The organism is Shewanella vaxholmensis (assembly GCF_031932135.1).
Taxonomy (GTDB): domain Bacteria; phylum Pseudomonadota; class Gammaproteobacteria; order Enterobacterales; family Shewanellaceae; genus Shewanella; species Shewanella hafniensis.
In genome coordinates this window covers 1-19,317 of record NZ_JAUOEV010000029.1, presented here as the reverse complement: position 1 = coordinate 19,317, position 19,317 = coordinate 1, and the positions used below count along the sequence as shown (strand labels likewise).

13 protein-coding genes are annotated in these 19,317 nt (G+C 47.3%); 2 read left to right on the top strand and 11 right to left on the bottom strand.

The window, feature by feature from the left end; all coding sequences use genetic code 11:
* From Q4Q46_RS19450 to Q4Q46_RS19405, 10 genes are all read right to left on the bottom strand, one after another.
* On the bottom strand, positions 1-1,143 hold the full coding sequence (locus tag Q4Q46_RS19450) for a site-2 protease family protein (RefSeq protein WP_311906817.1): 1,143 nt from the start codon (positions 1,141-1,143) through the stop codon (positions 1-3).
* Positions 1,144-1,367: 224 nt separating this feature from the next.
* Positions 1,368-1,745 carry a DUF4144 family protein gene (locus tag Q4Q46_RS19445; RefSeq protein ID WP_006083004.1) on the bottom strand — a complete coding sequence of 126 codons (378 nt, stop codon included), beginning with the start codon at positions 1,743-1,745 and terminating at the stop codon, positions 1,368-1,370.
* Positions 1,746-1,974: 229 nt separating this feature from the next.
* Complete coding sequence (locus Q4Q46_RS19440) at positions 1,975-3,663, bottom strand: flagellar assembly protein A (protein ID WP_311906816.1); 1,689 nt, start codon at positions 3,661-3,663, stop codon at positions 1,975-1,977.
* 478 nt (positions 3,664-4,141) lie between these two features.
* On the bottom strand, positions 4,142-5,185 hold the full coding sequence (locus Q4Q46_RS19435; RefSeq protein ID WP_311906815.1) for a methyltransferase: 1,044 nt from the start codon (positions 5,183-5,185) through the stop codon (positions 4,142-4,144).
* A gap of 183 nt (positions 5,186-5,368) precedes the next feature.
* Positions 5,369-6,688, bottom strand: coding sequence for an alkaline phosphatase (locus tag Q4Q46_RS19430; protein ID WP_311906814.1), 1,320 nt, complete (start codon positions 6,686-6,688; stop codon positions 5,369-5,371).
* Between the two features lie 74 nt (positions 6,689-6,762).
* Positions 6,763-7,716, bottom strand: coding sequence for a glutathione synthase (gshB, locus tag Q4Q46_RS19425; RefSeq protein WP_063884004.1), 954 nt, complete (start codon positions 7,714-7,716; stop codon positions 6,763-6,765).
* Positions 7,717-7,807: 91 nt separating this feature from the next.
* Complete coding sequence (gene rsmE / locus Q4Q46_RS19420) at positions 7,808-8,539, bottom strand: 16S rRNA (uracil(1498)-N(3))-methyltransferase (RefSeq protein ID WP_106649512.1); 732 nt, start codon at positions 8,537-8,539, stop codon at positions 7,808-7,810.
* Positions 8,540-8,545: 6 nt separating this feature from the next.
* On the bottom strand, positions 8,546-9,322 hold the full coding sequence (endA, locus tag Q4Q46_RS19415) for an endonuclease EndA (RefSeq protein WP_006082998.1): 777 nt from the start codon (positions 9,320-9,322) through the stop codon (positions 8,546-8,548).
* A gap of 173 nt (positions 9,323-9,495) precedes the next feature.
* A complete protein-coding gene (locus tag Q4Q46_RS19410; RefSeq protein ID WP_311906813.1) occupies positions 9,496-10,155 on the bottom strand; it encodes a SprT family zinc-dependent metalloprotease in 660 nt (219 codons plus the stop codon).
* 259 nt (positions 10,156-10,414) lie between these two features.
* Entirely contained in the window at positions 10,415-11,584 is a 1,170-nt protein-coding gene (locus Q4Q46_RS19405) for a PA0049 C-terminal domain-containing protein (protein ID WP_311906812.1), read from the bottom strand.
* 331 nt (positions 11,585-11,915) lie between these two features.
* Between Q4Q46_RS19405 and blaOXA the strand changes: the two genes are divergently transcribed.
* The gene (gene blaOXA / locus Q4Q46_RS19400; RefSeq protein ID WP_311906810.1) at positions 11,916-12,803 is read left to right on the top strand and encodes an OXA-548 family class D beta-lactamase; all 888 of its coding nucleotides are present in this window, start codon (positions 11,916-11,918) and stop codon (positions 12,801-12,803) included.
* Here the strand turns inward: blaOXA and Q4Q46_RS19395 are convergent.
* The gene (locus Q4Q46_RS19395; protein ID WP_006082994.1) at positions 12,800-13,711 is read right to left on the bottom strand and encodes a LysR family transcriptional regulator; all 912 of its coding nucleotides are present in this window, start codon (positions 13,709-13,711) and stop codon (positions 12,800-12,802) included. The two genes, blaOXA and Q4Q46_RS19395, sit on opposite strands and share 4 nt — an antisense overlap.
* A gap of 121 nt (positions 13,712-13,832) precedes the next feature.
* Here Q4Q46_RS19395 and Q4Q46_RS19390 point away from each other — a divergent pair, with 121 nt between their 5' ends.
* Positions 13,833-18,386, top strand: a complete 4,554-nt coding sequence (locus Q4Q46_RS19390; RefSeq protein WP_311906809.1) for an ATP-binding protein — start codon at positions 13,833-13,835, stop codon at positions 18,384-18,386.
* The last annotated feature ends 931 nt before the right edge of the window (positions 18,387-19,317 follow it).

Genomic DNA, 19,317 nt, shown 5'->3' with positions numbered 1-19,317 from the left:
TTAGCTGCGGAGTATTTGCAACGGCAGGCTGAGCATATCATCGCCCGTTCCAGCTAAGTGCCAGATGATGCCGACTAAGGCGCCAACCGTGAGCAAATACCAAATAACCGAGAAGATTTGCCCGTATCTGTCTAATGGCAGCAGATGGCTTTGATGGCGAGTACGCCACTCGAAAATAATTTCTAGGCTGCCAATTAACAATAAGAAGCCCAATAGCGCTAAGCCTAAGGTGTAGCTGATATACACTCCGAAAGCGGCACCGGCGGCGCAGGCGACCAAGCCCATGATGCTGTTCATTGAAAAACTAATGCTCTTTAAAATATGCCCGCCATCGAGTGGCAAAATAGGCAATAAATTGAATAGGTTAAGTAGCGCATTAAAGGCGGCAAGGCCTGCAAAAAACACATTGCCCGTGGCGTGGTAAGCAATCAAGGATGCGATGGACATCAAGAGTCCAAAGGTTGGCCCCATGATAGAAATCACCACATCTTGCCAACGCGTATTAATTTTCTCATCGGAGAGGGCAAGTCCGCCCATAAAGGGAATAAGGTAAATTCCTTTGGTTTTCATCCCAAAATATTTCATCGCGCGGATATGGCCGTATTCGTGGAACACTAAGCAGGCGATGAGCGCGAGGGCAAATTGGAAGGAGAATAGCCAAGAATAAGCGGCAACGCTGGCGCCCGCTAACACTATTTTTATGACTTTGGCGCTCTTTAACAGTTTAAAACCAAGGGAGGCAAGTCCTACCATGCTCAGTTTTTGCTGCTTCACAATGGGCGTTTCTGGAGTTTGGCGTTCAATATCTTTTTCGGTGCGTCGGCCTTGGTCGATGATTTTGTCATCCAGCAGCAAGCAGTAATCAAGGCGGAAAGGCTGCCAAACGAGATCGGTTTCGAGGCGAACTTGAATTTTATTTTCTGTCATGGCGATGGCTTGCTCGCCACTTTCGGTCGCCAATGGGCTGCTGTGGTGGGTGAGCTCAAAGACATGAACCTTGAGGCCGCCATTGTCGACGGAAGCTTCTTTTTGTGAGACTAAGGTGTTGTCCCAGAAGAGTTGTTGCCAGCCCGCGAGTGAGCCTTCTAAGCGCAGTTGTTTGCCTAAGCAGTCAATCTTAAGTAGTTCCAATTTCGGTTCCATCTGTTTGTATATTTAGTGCCAACTTAAACGTCATCCCTTGAGTCGACGAAGAAGATGGTCATTTTGAAGTGTATTTTAGCCGCGCTTTGCCAGTGGACTCGGCGCTGCTACACAGCGGCAAATTATGCCTGTGAATTCACTATGAGGATATTAGCTTTTAAGGTCATAGTGTTTTTTATTGAGCAACTGAGTTGTTGGTAGATAGTATCTCAGCTGCTTGCCGTTTATTCATCGAGGGTGCGTACAATTTCAATCCCTTGGGAAATCGTTGTGAAAGCCAGCTTAGCAACGCAGCATTGCCCCAGTGCTTGGGCATGGTTTTGAACCCACTTGATAAATTCATTGAGCGGTAAATCTTGTTTTTGGCGCAGTAATTGCGGCAGTTCGCCGACGGGATCTTCATGGATTTTCTGCGGACAGGCACTGATTAGATAACGCTGGCCTTTAGAGTCGAGTAATTGATCGGTATCGATAAAATGATGCTGATAGAGACAGGCGAGTTCGAGCCAATCCCTTTGGTGTTCTAGGTAAAGTAATTCGTCACTTTGAGTCAGTTTTACAATGGCTGGCCATTCAATACTCGACATCTTAACGCTAGTCATTTCAGATCCTTAGGAAGTTTAAAATGGGCTCTGAGACAGTCTCTGAGAACAATCGGCGGCAGTAGACAAGGATTAGGATTATACAAGAAGATACTTGGCATGCTGCTGCGTGAGTTTATCTGACAGCAGTATGCCACGCTGAGGGAAGATTGATAGAGGCCAGAACAAGTTCACTGAGTCTGGCTGAATGAGGAAGGCGTGACGACTGAGTCATCACACCTAGCCAAGATCATGCGGTCGGTGCGGCTTTGGCTTTGGCGTTATAGTCAAAGTTAATCTCTTGACTGACATTGGCAATGCAGCAAGTGCCGTGTTCACGGGCGGTGCGATGATTCGCTGGACCTATATGTAACTCAACATTGAGGAATACGTGTTTAAGCACTTCGATACGGTATTTCTCGTAATAGCCTTCGACTTCTTGTTTTAAGGTATCGAACTCGAGTTCTTCACGGGTGCGCTCATCCAAAATGCGATTCTTCTGGTCGAGCATCATCTTGATTTGCTCGATCATCGCCGCGTCGCCTTGCCATTCTGACTTTGGGGGTAATTTATTGAGGCGAGCCTCAATATCTAAACTGGCGACAACCATAGCTTTAACGCTTTCATCGAGTAGCTTGAGAGCTTGTTTGAGTTCGGCATGTTCCATTGCGCAATAAACGTCGGTTTTGGTTCCCGCCGTTGCCCCTATGACAACCGCCGTGATGCCTTTCTCTGCACGTGCGACACCGCCCACCAGATCGCCACGACGACCACTCGGATCGCTGACCGTTAAACTGCCAGCTGTTTTGGTATGGCTGTGCAGCAACTGTTTAGTGACTAAGATATTGCCCTTGGCCACTAAGTTGGAATATTGCACAAACTGGGCGCTGATCTGGCCTTGAGAATGGATATTGGTAGAGTATTCATTAGCTTTAATTTGTCTGCCTATGATGCCTTTACTGACTGTGACATCACCTTCCGCCTCTAGGGTCGCGGAGTCCACAAAGCCCATTACGGTTATATCCCCCGAACTTTTAACTAGCATGCCCTCGTGGACATCACCTGTGATTAAAATACTGCCCTTAAAGCTGATATGGCCTGTGCCGATGTCGACATCTTTAAGCTGCAAAATATCATCGACATTCATGCCTGTACGGGTTTCGACGGGTTGGCCTGGCACAGTGGCGATGAGTTTATTGGGATCCTGCGGATGCAAAGCTGTGCCGGTACCCGCTTGGAGTACGGCATCTTTACCCGGTTTTTGTTTAAGTACTTCGCCCTTGATGTTGTAACCTGGTGTGCCTTCGGTGGCGGGGTGTTTAACCATCAAGAGATCATTGGCTTTGACGACGATAAGTGAGCCGAGATTACGCATATCGACACTGCCATCTTCCCGCTCTTGTGGTTGAAGTAAGCGTTCACGCGCGAGGAACACTTTGCGTTCTAATACCGCATTGAGTCCATTGACCGACGCTTTACCTTGGGCGATGTCACTTTGGCAAACTTCACCCGGCTTCAGCGTGCTAAGTTGTTTGAGTAGGGTTTGAATTTTGAGCTTGCTTAACCCCATGCAGACGTTGTTCTTTTTGAGATGGGTGAGGATCTCTGGCAAATCTATCTGTTTACCGCCCCATGCTGCGGTCAGTTTGAGGCTGGCTTGCATTTTATCTGGGCTAATTTCGATTGCTATGGTGCCATCGCGGCGTTCAGCTAAAGTGGCGAATAGCTCAAACTTCCCCTCATCTTGGCTGCACAGAGCGTTAATTTTAGCGACGGTTTTAGTAATAGCTGGCTCTAAAGGAAACAGGGAACCGAATTCAGGTAAAGACAGCAGGCGCATTATGTCTTCATGGGTGACTGGGCCATGGACATTAGGGATCAGGCGCAATTCAGCTTTGGTCTTATCGCTGTTTAGCTCTATGAGTTCAGGGTCCAGCATAGGGGCATTCCTAGTAATTGCGTTTTATTATTGTTTAAGAAGCTGATTTGAGTATAACAGTAGAAACTTAGGGTAAAGAAGCCTTTTTGGCTGCAAAAACAGCAAATGTTGGCATTTTGTTGTTAATGGTCTACTGGGCGATTTATAGTTGGTTTTTTATAAGAAATTGAATGAGATAAACAGTGTTATCTCTGGTTTATTCCTACTAATCGCAGTGTAAGTCGCAACTTAATGCTAACTTTCGCTTTAGCGATTATTTTGGTGTTTTAAATCAAATTCCTATGCTAGGAACGGCAGTTTGAGGTAAATGGAACTGTGTTTACGGGAATCGCTGACATGCGGCAGATCACAATATTGAGTTTTGTAACACGAGGAAAGATAAGCTTTATCTGAAAAATGGGATAGTGACACGAGTGAGTATGAGGCGTAGTCAATAACGCGCCTATAACCAAAGCATAAGCGCGTTATCTGTAGAGTTTTACTTGTGTTGGAAGTAATACAGCTTGTACTTGTTGTTATCGGCAACCACTTTTAATTGGCCAAATTCGGCGGCAATGATATCGGAATAGGGCAAGTGGCGGTTGGCGACAATTTGCCAAATACCGTTATGTTGTAATTGCTTGGCACTATCAGTGACAAAGTTCTGCGCTATGCTGGTGGTGCTTGCAAGGCCATCGTGGAACGGTGGATTAGAGATAATGCCGTTAAATTTCCCCGTGGTTTGCGCCAGTCCATCGGAAGGATAGACTTTGGCCGTCATGCCATTGGCGGCTAAGGTGAGTTCGCAGGAAGCCAAGGCCATCGCATTAATATCGACACACTCTAAGGATAAGCTCGGCAGTGCCTTGAGTAGGGCAGCGGTAATCACGCCGGCGCCGCAACCAAAATCGAGCACTCGGCCCGAGAGTGTCGGCAGGTGCGACAGTAATAATTCAGTGCCCAGATCTAAGCGTTTTTCGCTAAACACCCCGACTAAGTTACAGATACTGATTTCGCCCTGTGGCGTCGCGAGTTGATACTGACTGACCCAATCGCTGAGCTTCATCGCCGGCGCGCTGCCCTCTAAATGGCTGCCAAATAACAGGCAGTGGCGAGCGTTATCGAGCTTCATCCCAGTCGCAAAATACTCAGGTAACAGCTTCACTAAAGACTTAATCCCGCCTTTGTTTTCTCCCACGACTAACAGTTGGCCGTTAGGCACAAGATGATTGGCGGCGAGGTTAAACAAATAAGGTGCTAAGGGTTTGGCTTTGGGGAAATAAACAATAACCGTATCGTACTTTTCTCGTTCAAGCGGATCTTGGTGCGGCAGGTCATGGCCGAAATAGCAACGCAGCTTTGTGTTGGCGTGCGGCGCTAAGTGCAAGTAATGGTGGTAATCCAAGGCGAGTGCATCGACCGATGCCGCGACATCGAGCAGGGCTTTTGGCAGTAGATCGGCTTCATGATTGAGCACTAATACTTTGTGTTGGCTTAGGCTGTCTTGATTACGAATAATGACTTGCGATGGATTGGTTAACACAGTTACTGGCACCTATAAACTTAAGTGTGGGCATTATACCCGTTATTCACGCCTGAGCCAGTTTGCATCGAATCCCTACTCAAAGAGCTAATAAAATCCCTAATAAAATCCCTAATAAAAAGACCCAATAAAAAAGGCAACTGCATTATGCGGTTGCCTTTAATGAACGGAATCGATTAACGCTTAGCTTTTAGGTTTCTTCGGTTTAGGTAATAAGCTAAAAATCTTATTGGCGATATCGGTATTATCTTGATGGCCGTTAAACAGCTCAGACGCCGGACCTGCGGCAAAGACTTGTACGTCTGTGCCTGTGTGACCGTCGGTTGTCCAACCTGTATCAGTACGTTTATCAATAACATGGCGAATCGCCACCGCCATGGTTTCTAATCCCTGCATTCTGGCGACGTTCAATTTGGCGACTTCTTCTTCGCTAAGCTCAAAGCCTAAACCGCGGGCGAGATCGGCTTGCCATTGTTCACCAGTGATGGCGGCTAAGGCCAAAGTGTCTGTGCTGGCCGAGATATTACGCAGGATTTCAGGGTTCCAGCTGTAGTTGCCATCGACGCCAATCGATAGACCACCGGTATTGTGGTCGGCGGTGATCACCATCAGGGTATCGGGATGTTCACGCACAAATTGCTCAACCACTTCAATGGCATTGGAGAATTCATCCATCTCACCCATGGCTGTGGCGATATCGTTATTATGGCCCGCCCAGTCGATGAGACTCCCTTCGACTAATAGCACAAACCCTTGGTCATTCTGTGACAGCAAGCTGAGTGCTTTTTGGGTTAAGGTACTGAGTTTCTTCGCATCTTTTTCATCAATTGCCCAAGGCAATTGGACTTCAGCAAACAGGCCCAACACTTTAGGTTGGGTGATGCTGGTGAGATCCTCAAAGCGGCTAATGTGCTGATAACCTTTGGCTTTGAACTGCTCTAATAATGCAGGGGGAAAATATTTTTGACCGCCGCCTAAAAATACATCGGCGTTGGTTTCTAAATAGCTGAGTGCCAGAGCATCGTAGTTTTTACGGCTCTCGTTGTGGGCCAAAAAGGCGGCTGGCGTGGCGTGGTTGATTTGTGACGTTACCGCGACTCCTGTGCTGAGGCCAAGGGATTTGGCTTTTTCGAGTATGGTCGGCAGTGGTTGTTTTTGGGTATCGACTGAAATCGCCCCATTATAGGATTTTACTCCTGTGGCCAGCGCTGTCGCGGCCGCGGCTGAGTCAGTAACATAGCCACTGACGCTCGCGGGATAGGTGCTCGCCATGCCCACCAGTAAACGGTCGAATACGGTTTGTTCGACTTCTTCAGTGTCAGGATTATCTTTGTAGTAACGGTAGGCGCTGGTGTAAGACGGTCCCATACCATCACCTATCATGATGACGATATTTTTCGGTCGCGATGGCGCTTTTGTTGGACCCGTTTCATCAGCCCAAGCTGGCGTAGATAACAGCAAACTGATGCCGAGTAACAAGAGTGGCGCTTTGGTGAAACTCATATCACATCCCTAGAAGTGGTTCGGCGCTCGCGGTTGGCTCGCGCCTTACAATCAACAAACTCGTTGGTAAATTCTTATGCTTTGGCGTTAATGCGTGCTTCGATAGCATCCATTAACATGCCCGTGATGTCGACATCAAATGCCGCTTGGATTTCACGGATACAGGTTGGGCTCGTCACATTGATCTCAGTCAGCTTGTCACCAATCACGTCCAGCCCGACAAAAATCAGTCCACGTTTTTTAAGCTCAGGTCCAATGGCACGGGCAATCGCCCAATCGCTGTCGGATAAAGGCTGTGCCACACCGCTACCGCCAGCGGCTAAGTTGCCACGGGTTTCGCCTTTCATTGGGATACGTGCCAACGCGTAAGGTACAGGCTCGCCATCGACCACTAAAATGCGTTTATCGCCTTTAGTAATTTCAGGGATAAAGGCTTGCGCCATCGCATATTGTTGGCCGTAGCTGGTCAAGGTCTCGATGATCACCCCAAGGTTAGGGTCATCCTGCTTCACGCGGAAAATCGAGGTGCCGCCCATTCCATCTAAAGGCTTGAGAATGATATCGCCCTTAGCTTGGTGGAAGGCGCGGATACGTTTGGCATCACGGGTCACGATCGTTTCTGGGGTGAATTCGCTAAACCATGCGGTGAACAGCTTTTCGTTAGCATCGCGTAGGCTTTGCGGCTTGTTGACGATTAATACGCCTTGTTCTTCGGCGCGCTCAAGCATGTAAGTGGCGTAGATGAACTCAGTATCGAATGGCGGGTCTTTACGCATTAAGATTACGTCGAGTTCGCTCATTGGCGTGTCTTGAGATTCGCCTAGCTCATACCATTTGCTCGCATCATTGATAACAGTTAACGGACGCATATTGGCCATCGCCACGCCGTTGACCATGGCAAGATCGGCCATTTCCATATAAAACAGTTGATAACCTCTGTCCTGCGCGGCCATTAACATGGCAAAACTGGAGTCTTTCTTAATGTTGATCTCACTGATGGGGTCCATCACTATGCCGAGTTTTATCATTAATCTGTTCCTTATTTGTCGCCGTTTGCAGGCAAAAAAGCATTTATTGGATAATGGGGTCTGTCATGCCAGCGCAGCTTGCGGCTGCGGTTTAGCCTAAATCACCAAATCTGAGTTGCAGCGCCGTAATGGCCGTGAGCGAGGCGGTTTCAGTGCGAAGTACTCTAGGGCCAAGCAACACATCGGTAAATTGATAGGTTTCTGTCATGGCGATTTCTTCCGCCGACAAACCACCTTCTGGGCCAATTAACAGGCGCACGCGTGTGTGCGCTAAATCTAAGCCATTGATGCCGTGTGCGGCACGTGGATGTAAATTTAGTTTCAGTGCCGAGGTTGGCTCACTGCACCAATCGTGTAAGTCCATCGCTGGGCGAACCACAGGTACTTGACTGCGGCCCGATTGTTCACAGGCGCTCACAACGATTTTCTGCCATTGCTGAATTTTTTTCTCTAGGCGTTCGCCATTAAGCTTTACACCGCAGCGATCGGAAAACAGCGGCGTAATGGTATTAACCCCCAGCTCGACCGATTTTTGAATGGTGAATTCCATTCTGTCGCCACGGGAAATCACTTGGCCTAAGTGCAAGTTGAGTGGCGACTCAGATGAATTTGCCTCACAGGAAAGCAGTTTTACTGTGACATGCTTTTTACCTGCATCGACAATTTCAGCAAGATAATCATGGCCATCGCCATTGAATAGGCTGATATGTTCGCCGTTACCCATGCGCAGCACTTTGCCGATATGGGCCGCGCCATCTTCGTCTAAGTTCAGCTGTTGATTGATGGCTAATGGCTGAGGTTGATAAATTCTTGGGACTCTCATTCGACCTTACTCGGCTAGTTGTTGACGCAGTGGTGGCGCATTACAGGCATTCTGCACAAAGGGGTTATGGTTGCCTTGAGTTTGCGCTATGGCGTTATCGCGTTTGCACTCAATAGTATCAACTGGATAGGTTTTATCCCATGCTTTAAACAATTTTAATTGGCTCGACGCGATTTTAAGCCCATAGGTCTGCTGCATATAGAGGTAGGTTCTGGCTATCTTGCCGCGGGCGTTTACGGGCGGCTGCGCCTGACGATTCTTAAAATCGACCACCATAGCGCATTGGCCATATTGGTCGGCTTTACCGTTCCATTGGCTAAAACGGAAGTTACTGCGATCGCCGTTCACTTCACCGATGGCGGGCACTAAGTTGTGCATGTCCGCTTCCATCTTATTAAATTCGTTACTGTTATCGGCGCAGTTTTTACGCCCGCCCTTTTGCCAGCATTGGAGCTGATGGCCAAATTCCCAGGCGGGCACTATGTGTTCCCACTCGATACGGTTGGCGCGGGTTTCCTGTTTACGGACTTGATAACCGCAGCTGGCGAGATCGGGTTTCCACGATTTGCCTTTGATCTGAATATCGCAGCCACAGTAAAAACTGGTGGCGGGTAGAGTACCTTGGCGACTTCCGGCGTAGAGCGCCTGCGACTTGGTTTTCGCTTGGCTGAAACTGCTGGGGTGTGACACTGAGGCGCTAGCGGGCACAGATGAGGTCGCGGCCCAAGTGATTAGGCACAACAAAAGTCGCCGCGAATTAACGGTTAAAGAAGTTTTGTTCAAAATTTATCCCAAAATAACAAACACTACGCGAGCCTTTGGCTCGTCTTTTATGGCGTGATGGTAAGGGAAATGCCGCTGCTTATGCAAATTGCGTCGTACTTTTTACTCACGCAATTCCCAAATGCTGAAATTCGAATTTTGGAGTGGGTGTGAGGATTGTGCGGGAAGAGTGCTTAGATCGCCGTTAAATGGGTCTTACAGCGCTTACAGATGTAACGGCTTTCACCGCGTAGCACCTTGTTATGGCGGCGAATACTTAACCGAATCGGTCCACAGGCGCAGCGATACTCCACGTCGCGACTTGCCACCGAAGTGGTATTGAAGCTGTGGGTGGTACTCGGGTTAACCTTAAATACCGTTAGCATCAAAGATTGCCATTCTTTACCGTGGGGCTTGGTTTTGCCAAAAAGCTGAAAACACAGTAAATGACAAATTTCGTGCGGTACAACTTCAGTTAGAAAAGCTTCGCTGTTTTCGCGTAGCAACACCGGATTGAATCGCAAACGATTCTGCTGCAGATGAGCCGTACCCGCGCTCTTTCCCCTGAGACTAAATTGTGTGACTGGGCGTGGGAAAGCGCGCTTAAGCGATATCTCCGCTTCTTGATAACAAGCTTCAATTCGCTCTAGTACTTGTATTTGCAGTGATGAGAGTGGGCGTGATGAACCGGTGAAAATATGCGCCTGAGCCGTATCTTGTACTGGTGGACTCGTTATCACATGCGACTTATCTTGGCTTTGGCCTAAGGCTGCGTATGTTGATTTTGTCAGTGGGGCGAGTGCTTCACTGCTGCGACGACGTAAAGCGTTGAGTAAGTCTGCAGGTTTCAACATAGGTTAGCGTTGGATCTCGTCGGTTAAAGGTAAACATTGAGTGCTTAACACTCATTTAGTTATAAAAGCATCAGTTATGAAGCCAATCCTAAGTATGGCGCTTGGCTTCTGCGTTCGAACGCTTGTTCTTGCAATCCGCTCTTATACTCAGCCTTCCAAATCAGCGATTGAAATTAGCGCTTGAAATAAGAGTCAGGCCAAGCGTTCGCATCATAGCGAACGCTATCTGACAATGCCAGTTTCAGCCAGTGTGGCTTGGTTATAAACTCGCCGCCGCTTGCATCACCATAGTGCGCACTTGTTCGACTATGGCTTGCTCAGTATCGGCGTCATAGCCTTTGACTCTTGGGGTGTGAATATGGCCGACTTTCGCACGGCTATTAAACTTTTGCTGCAACACTATGGCGCGATAGGAAATTTCATTAGAAAGATAACCGCCGCCAGAGCCTTCGACCGACGTTTCATTTTGCAGTTCGCCTAATGATGTTGCACTAAACTCGCCGCGGGCGAGGGTAGTGACAGTGTGGTTATCGTTGACTTTCCATTCGCCATCTTTTACTTGCATGGCGGCAACAGGCAGCGAGAATTCGACAAATTGCGGGCCGATAAAATCTTTGCCATTGAGCTTAGGGGCAACCGGTGCGGTTTTAGTGCCGCCAGTGAGGACATTTTGGTTATCGGGCGCCGCGGCACTGCGATTTCGCCCTGGGAAGCGTTCAATATCAAAGTCAGTGCGGCCCATGCTGACGGTAAATACAAATTGGGTTTTAGGATCGCGGTATATCGGGCTCAGTAGCGATTCGATAAGTCCTTGGTCAAAATCGTCAAAACGCACTGGCACCATAGCAGTTTCGATTTGCGCCGTTTTGCCATTTACATCAAAGCGGAAACCATCTAAGGCGAGGGCGACTAAGCCGGAAGGATTACTCTGGGTGATATCTTTGTCGAGAAAGAAAGGATCGAAACCCGTGAGGAATATTTTGATTTGGACATCATCAGCATATTGAATATCGCTAAATCCCCGTGAGGCCTTTTCAACTGCACTCATTAATATGTCATTTTGCCAATCGGCCATTTTAAAGTTGGCGCTGGTGCTCTTAAGACTATTAAGCATGGCAAGGCGCGCCCAATATAAAGGTCGGTCGTCAACATGACCTGACTGCACATCGCGTACCGCCTGTTGCCATAATCTATGGCCTTGGCGCGCGGCTAATTGGGTGGCGTCAACTTCGTTTTTCTTAGAACTTAACTGCTGGGTCAGGCCATCATCGAGTGCTTGATAACGAGTCACGACTTCGCCCATGGTTTTTTCGGCTGTTGGTAGGCGGGAAACTTCAACATCACCAAATAGCTGCACAGCACTGGCCGTATTGATCAAGCTACTGGTGAGGATTAGCGTTAACACTGGCTTCAATACTGGCTTCAACATTTTTGATTTCCCTGTAGTGATTAGACGTTATTGATTGGAAATGATGTTCATCTCGTCCTGCGGAAGGCTTTTATGCCAAAAAGTATGCACTACAAGCTGAGGGTAATAAAGTTATGCTCAGTGATCTTAGTCATCTTATGCCAATATCTTCTATCTCAACATCTTCTATTTCAAAGCCGGCGGAGCTGGCATCAGTCTTTCTATGGCAGAACTTACTTGCCTCTTTTTTGCCACAATTGGTCAGCAGTTTGCTAGGGCATGCAAAAACGCTAAGTGATAGCCTTAAGCACTTTTTAGTTCTTTGGATTTTTTGTTTCTACAAGGAGACTTTATGCGTTCGTTCGCCATATCGACTGTGTTGGTGATGTCCTCACTGTTAGCGTCGTCAATCATAGCTGCCCCAGCTTTTGCCTCAACAGCGGCGAAGACGGAGTGGCAAGAAACACGCAGTTGGGATGCCATTTTTACTCAGCACCAAGTTGAACCGCAACAAGCTAAGCAACTACAAGCTAAACCGCAAAAAACTAAGCCCCAACAAGCCTCGGGCGTGGTGGTGCTGTGGAACGAAAACAAGCAACAGGGATATACCAACAATCTTAAACGTGCCAATAAAGGTTTTTTACCAGCATCGACCTTTAAAATCCCCAATAGCTTGATTGCGCTCGAGTTGGGTGTGGTGAAGGATGAGCACCAAGTGTTTAAGTGGGATGGTAAAAGCCGTGATATTGCCACTTGGAATCGTGACCACAACTTGATTACCGGGATGAAGTATTCGGTTGTGCCAGTCTATCAAGAGTTTGCCCGCCAAATTGGTGAGGCGCGAATGTCGAAGATGATCGCCTCTTTCGATTATGGTAATGAGACTATCTCGGGTAACTTAGATAGCTTTTGGCTTGATGGTGGTATTCGGATATCGGCCACTGAGCAAATCGATTTCCTGCGCCGACTTTATTACAACAAAATACACGCTTCAGAGCGCAGTCAACGCATCGTTAAGCAAGCCATGCTCACCGAGGCGAATTCTGATTATATTATCCGCGCAAAAACCGGTTATGCGGTCAGAGCTGAGCCAAGCATTGGCTGGTGGGTTGGTTGGATAGAACTCGATGATAATGTGTGGTTTTTTGCAATGAATATGGATATCCCTGATGCCGCAGGTTTGCCATTGCGCCAAGCCATTACTAAAGAAGTATTAAAACTGGAACACGTAATTCCTTAGCCCATGAGGGATTGCAGACTTTCTTGGCTGCTAAAGCGTTTTACGAAGAAGTCTAAGAAGACGCTGATATTGGTGGCCAGTTGGCGTCGACTCGAATAAACCCCGTAAACCTTAAAGGGTTCAATTGGCCATTCCTGTAAAATCGGTACTAGCTGTCCATTGGCGAGTTCGGTCTTACAGGCCGAATTGGATAGCATGGCGATGCCAAAATCATCCATGGCTAATTGCTTCACCATGATAGGGCTGTTGACCCGTACTTTACGTTGGAAGTTCGCCATGGTTTTACGCGAACCTTTACCCAATGGCCAAATCGGCGCCGAGCGAGAAGTGCCCAATAAAATACCACTGTGCAGGCTGAGTTCTTTTGGCGTTGCGGGCGTGCCTTTGAGTTTTAAGTAACCAGGGCTTGCGACTAAAATCGGTTGGCGTTCAAACAGTAATCGTGCGACTAAGTCCGACGATTGAAGTGGGCCATATTTGATGGCTATGTCATATCCTTCGCCGACTAAACCAATATCGTTGTCGGTAAACTGGACATCCAATTCAACATTGGGATATAAACGCATAAATCCGCTACAGAGGTTAGCGATTAATTCTTGGCTAAATGACACAGGGATCGCAATCCGTAATGATCCTGACACATCATCGTGAGTATTCTCGATAACAGCCTTGGCCGCTTCCACCTCATTGCGAATGGAATCACAGTGTTGGTAAAAGAGTGCCCCGACTTGGGTCAGACTCAAGTTACGGGTGTCGCGTTGTAGTAATCGCACGCCAAGTTGTTCTTCAAGCTGCGCGATTTTGCGACTTATGGTGGATTTTGGGTGGCCGGTTTCACGTGCAGCTTGGGAGAATCCCTTAGCTCTAACTACGGCTGCAAATAGCATCATACCGTTTAAATCTGGCATGTTTTTCCCACTGTCTCATATTTGGAACATAGCGTCTTATGCAGTTTAATGGCATTTGACGGGATAACAAAGTTATATTTATTGGCTAAAAATTTTCAGAGGCTAAGCAGAGGATCTTTTGATGACCAGCAATAATCAGCCCACACACATGACTCAAGCCCAAACGCCCGATCCGCTTTTTTTACAAGCCGAGCATTTGGCAAAGGATTTTTCTCTGTTTCCTAAGCACAGCAAACAGAGTTTATCGGAAGAAATTAAAGGTCTTTTAAATGAGGATGCTATTCAGGCAAACTTGAAAGACTTGGCATCGTTAGATGTCGACGGTTACGTTGCTAAAGTGATCCAGCCGACCCAAGATAAAGGTCGTCCTGGTGCAAAACGTATCATTGCCGATCTTAAAGGTCGCTTGATTACTGAAACTCACTTGGGCTCTTTTTACAGTGCTGAGGTCGAGCTGAACTTCGGTTCACGCACTCGTCGTATTGGCTTTATCGCCCAAGAACGCACTACCGCAAACGGTGCTTGGATGCCTGAGCATCATTACGCCGCCTGTAAAGCAATTCGTCATTTTGCCGAATTGTCTATGCCAATTATCTATTTAATTGATACTCCTGGGGCGGATGCTGGCGAAATCGCTAACAGCCAAAACCAAGCGCATTCAATTTCTAAAGCTATCGCAGAAAGCGCCAACGTTGACGTACCGACAGTCGGTATTGTGATCGGTGCCGGTTATTCTGGCGGTGCGATTCCATTAGCGGCGGCGAACATTCTGTTGTCGTTGCGTGACGGTATTTTCAACACGATCCAGCCACAAGGTCTGCAAAGTATTGCCCGTAAGTACAACTTATCTTGGCAAGAATGTGCGAAATCTGTGGGTGTATCGCCAGAAGAGCTTTATACCTCAGGTTGTATCGACGGTATTATCGACTTTTCACCGGGCGACCGTGATGAGCGTCAGCACAATCTGCGCCGCGCTATTATTAGCAGCGTAGAAGCGGTTGAGCGTGCAGCGATGAATTTTGTGCGTGAATCTAAAGATTTACGTGAGCATTATGATCGCAGCTTAACCCGTTTCTTGAATCCATCTAAAAACTTGATGGCTTTGGAACTGAACGCAGAATTGGCTGTGGCAACGAGCCCGACCAGTCACCACAACCTGTTCGGTAGCGCCTATCGTTATCTGCGTTATTTAACGCTGCGTAGCCGTATCCATTCGATTTCTCAAGAGCAGTATGGTCGTCTGTCACGTGCTAGCGTGCCAGAAGGTGATTTGTTGGCGCGTATTCAACAAGAACAAGACCGTGTGTTCCAAGCTTGGTTATCTAACCCAGACAAACTGGTTTATGACGAAGAACTGAACAAATTGTGGACTACTTTTGTCGCTAAGCGTGATGAAGTGTCTACCGAGCGTAACATGTTGACTCGTTTGATTTTGGGTGAACCAAAAGAGAACTATAAGAAAGCACGTAAGGCGCTGTTATTTAACATCAGCTGGTCTTTATATCACCGCTGGAAGAGCAATGCGGCCAACAACTTCAAAGGGCTGATTCAGCACTTAGAAAGTTTGCCAAAGTCTGTGACTCAAGCCAAATGGCCTGAGCTGAATCAGCTGACCGTACTCGATGTGGTTGTGAATGAAGAGCTGCGTGAAGACTTTATTTGGCAATGCCATAACATTCTGATCTTCAATGCCTTGTACGACAACGTTGTCGGCAGCTTAGCGTCAATCGCGAAAGAAGCCATGATGTCGAAGAGTTTGTCACGTAATTCAGTGAACAACCTGCTGCACAAGTCAATCGACCATGCAATGTCGACACAAGATACCTCGAACGACAAAGCTAAATTCTACAAGTGGCTTAAATACTTCATGGGTCAATCGAACCGTGCAGATTTATTAGTCCGCGTAGAACAGTGGAAGAGTGTGGGTTTCCCGCAGCTTAACGACAGTCTATTCGTGGTACTGACTTACTTCTTCGAACGTTTACTGCCTGAGTATTTCGATAGCGAAAGCGATACCAGTAAGTACACTGGCGCGATCAACCCTGTGCGTATCGGTCGTCGTAAGGACTTCTGGAACCGCTTGACCATGGGTTATCAGGATCTATTGATCCAAAAAGTGCTGCGTGACGAAAAACGTAAAGGCAACATGACTTGGGAAAATGTGGTTAAGCAGTTCTTTACCCATTTCGAAGAGATCAATGGCGACAAGATGTCGGCTAACTTGCTCAACTTCCCGGGCTTCCGTTTATCGATTGAAGACGCGTTAGATAAAGGCATTCGCCCATGTGGTTTGATCACAGGTATTGCTGACTTCAAAGAAAAAGGTCAAAAAGTGCGTGTGGGTGTGGCTGTGTCTAACACTGCATTCCAAGCCGGTGCATTCGATATGGCCAGTGCCGAGAAATTCTCTGCACTATTGATCGAGTGTGCTAAGCGTAAATTACCTGTCGTGTGCTTTATCAGTTCAGGCGGGATGCAGACTAAAGAAGGTGCCGCGGCGCTATTCTCTATGGCTGTGGTGAACGACCGTATCACGCGCTTTGTTCGTGATAACGAATTGCCAGTATTGATGTTTGGTTTTGGTGACTGTACCGGTGGTGCGCAGGCGAGTTTTGTGACTCACCCATTAGTGCAAACTTACTACCTGTCTGGTACTAACATGCCGTTCGCGGGTCAAATGGTGGTGCCAGCTTACTTACCATCAACGGCAACGCTGTCTAACTACTTGTCAAAAGTACCTGGCGCAATGGCGGGCTTAGTCCATAACCCATTCAGCGACAATTTAGACACTCAGTTAGCGGGTATCGATCCTCTGATGCCAATGCCTTCGGCAAAAATTAACGACGTGATCATCAATGCACTATCGACCTTAGTGGTTGAAGCAACTGTTGAAGAAGATGTGATCGTACAGAACGATCCACGCCAGTTAATGAAGCCAATTAACAAAGTATTGGTTCACGCCCGTGGTTGTACTGCGGTGAAACTGATCCGTAAGGCTCACGACAATAATATCAATGTGGTATTAGTGGCGTCTGATCCTGATATGACGTCAGTACCAGCCGACATGTTGAAAGACACCGACAAGTTAGTTTGTTTAGGGGGTAATACCTCGGACGAAAGTTACTTGAACGCTTACTCAGTGCTAAAAGTAGCCGAGTATGAGCAAGTGGATGCATTGCACCCAGGTATCGGTTTCTTATCTGAAAGCCCGCAGTTCGCCGCCTTATGTGTGAATAACGGTGTTAACTTTGTTGGCCCTAGCGTGCATTCAATGACGACTATGGGTAACAAGTCGAACGCCATTAAGACATCACAAGCGCAAAATGTACCTGTAGTGCCAGGTTCTCACGGCATTCTGACCAATGCTGAGCAAGCCATAAACGTGGCGAGCGAAATCGGCTATCCAGTGCTGCTTAAAGCGGTACAAGGTGGTGGCGGTAAAGGTATTCAGGTAGTGAAACGCCCTGAAGACATGATTGGTCTATTCCAAAAAACGGCAACCGAAGCGGCTGCAGCCTTTGGTAATGGTGACTTGTACTTAGAGAAATATGTGACATCACTGCGTCACATCGAAGTGCAGTTACTGCGTGACAAGTTCGGCAACGCAAAAGTATTGGGTTTACGTGACTGTTCGGTTCAGCGTAACAACCAAAAAGTAGTCGAAGAGTCTGGTTCAACTATGTTGCCAGATGAGCTGAAGAAACAAGTACTGGCTTATACCCGTGCTTTAGGTGACGCGACCGATTACATGGGCGCAGGTACCGTTGAGTTCATCTATAACTTAGATGCAAACGAAGTCTACTTCATGGAAATGAACACGCGTCTGCAGGTTGAGCATCCAGTAACGGAAGCGACGTCAGGTATTGATATCGTTAGCGCGCAGTTTGATATCGCAGCTGGCCGTTCAATTGAAGCGTTAGAGCCGAAAGAAATTGGTTATGCGATGGAAGTACGTGTGACGGCTGAGAAAGCGGCGCTCGATAGCCATGGTATACTGCAGCTCATTCCAAATCCAGGCAAGATCACTGAATGTGTGTTCCCAGAACATCCAGATGTGGAAATCATTTCGATTGCTGCGCCAGGTAAAGAAGTATCGCCATACTACGATAGCTTGATTGCGCAAATCATCATGCGCGGTGAAAACCGTGAAGATGTGATCGCCAAACTGTACGAATACTTAGACAGCGTAGTGCTGAAAGGCATCGCGACTAACATTCCGTTACTCAAGCTTATCCTGAAAGACGGCACCTTCAACGAAGGTGTTTACGATACTAACTATCTGCCACGTTTAATGGCTGAGCTGGATATTCCTGCGTTGATCGCTGAAATGGAAGCCGCTGCTGAAACTGTGGAAGTGGACACTGAGTCACTGCGTGTTGGTGAAAGTAACGAACTGAAAGTGTTAGCCCAAGGCGCAGGTATCTTCTATACCTCTTCTGCGCCAGGTGAAGCGGATTTCGTGAAAGAAGGTGACATAGTCACAGTCGATCAAACGCTAGCACTCACAGAAGCGATGAAGATGTTCTCGCAAGTGACCTTAGCCGGCTTTAACCGTCAGAGTGCGATTCTGTACCCTGAGGATAAGAAGTATCGCATCGAGCGCATCCTGAACAGCAATGGTCAGCAAGTGTCTCAAGGTGACTTACTCTTCGTGGTCTCGCCAGTTGAAGAATAAGCTCAGCGTTTAACGCAATAGCTGAATGAGAAAATACCCGCCACTGGCGGGTATTTTTTTAGCATTGTTATTTGGCGCCAATATATGAAAGAAGGTTAACACTCTTAATATATGACGGTTTTAATGAACCAACTTAGAGCCAAGAAATAAGTCCATAGTATACAAGTGACCAGTATCAGCGTTGTGCAAGACCAGTATCTCTGATTAAGTCGTCAAAGAACCCTTTTAATCAGCCGTTCGCCTATTAAAACTGAACAGGCAGCACCAAGAACCTACCTTTGGCCTCGATAATCAACGAAAACCCTATGCCTTATCCGTAGTAATACAGGCCAATCCAACCTCATATTAAGCTGGAACTGACTCAAAATTGAGCGGTGTGTGGATAAGTTTGGGGGTAAGTGGTGAGTATCTTGTGACTAGCTTGAGGAATATGAATTAACTGCAAATTTCCTTAAAATAGGGGTTGCACAAAATCTCCTGCTCCCTATAATGCGCATCCACTGACACGGCAGACAGCGAAAGCAAGCTGACGAGTTAGGTTGAATTGAATGGCTTACTCTGTGTTGAGAATGGCACTTAATTCAACCGCAGCAAGAAGTTGAAAAAACTCCTTGACGCGAAACGGGAAATGCGTAGAATACGCAGCCCTAGCCACCTGGAAGCGTTCGACGCTCAGTGTGGTACTCACGTCCTCTTACGGATATTGAGTTGCTCTTTAACAAGATAAAACAAGAAATCTGTGTGGACACTCACAGGTGTTGAGTTAATCGAAACTGCTTAACCTTAGGGTTGGCAGTCAAAAATTTAAATCAATGTAACAATGAGTGTTCATAGCAATATGTACAGTTTGTTTTAGCCCTTCTTTTATAGGGAGTGCGAGAAACAAAAAATCAGAATTCATTGAGCCGCTGAAGTCGTAAGACGGAAGCAA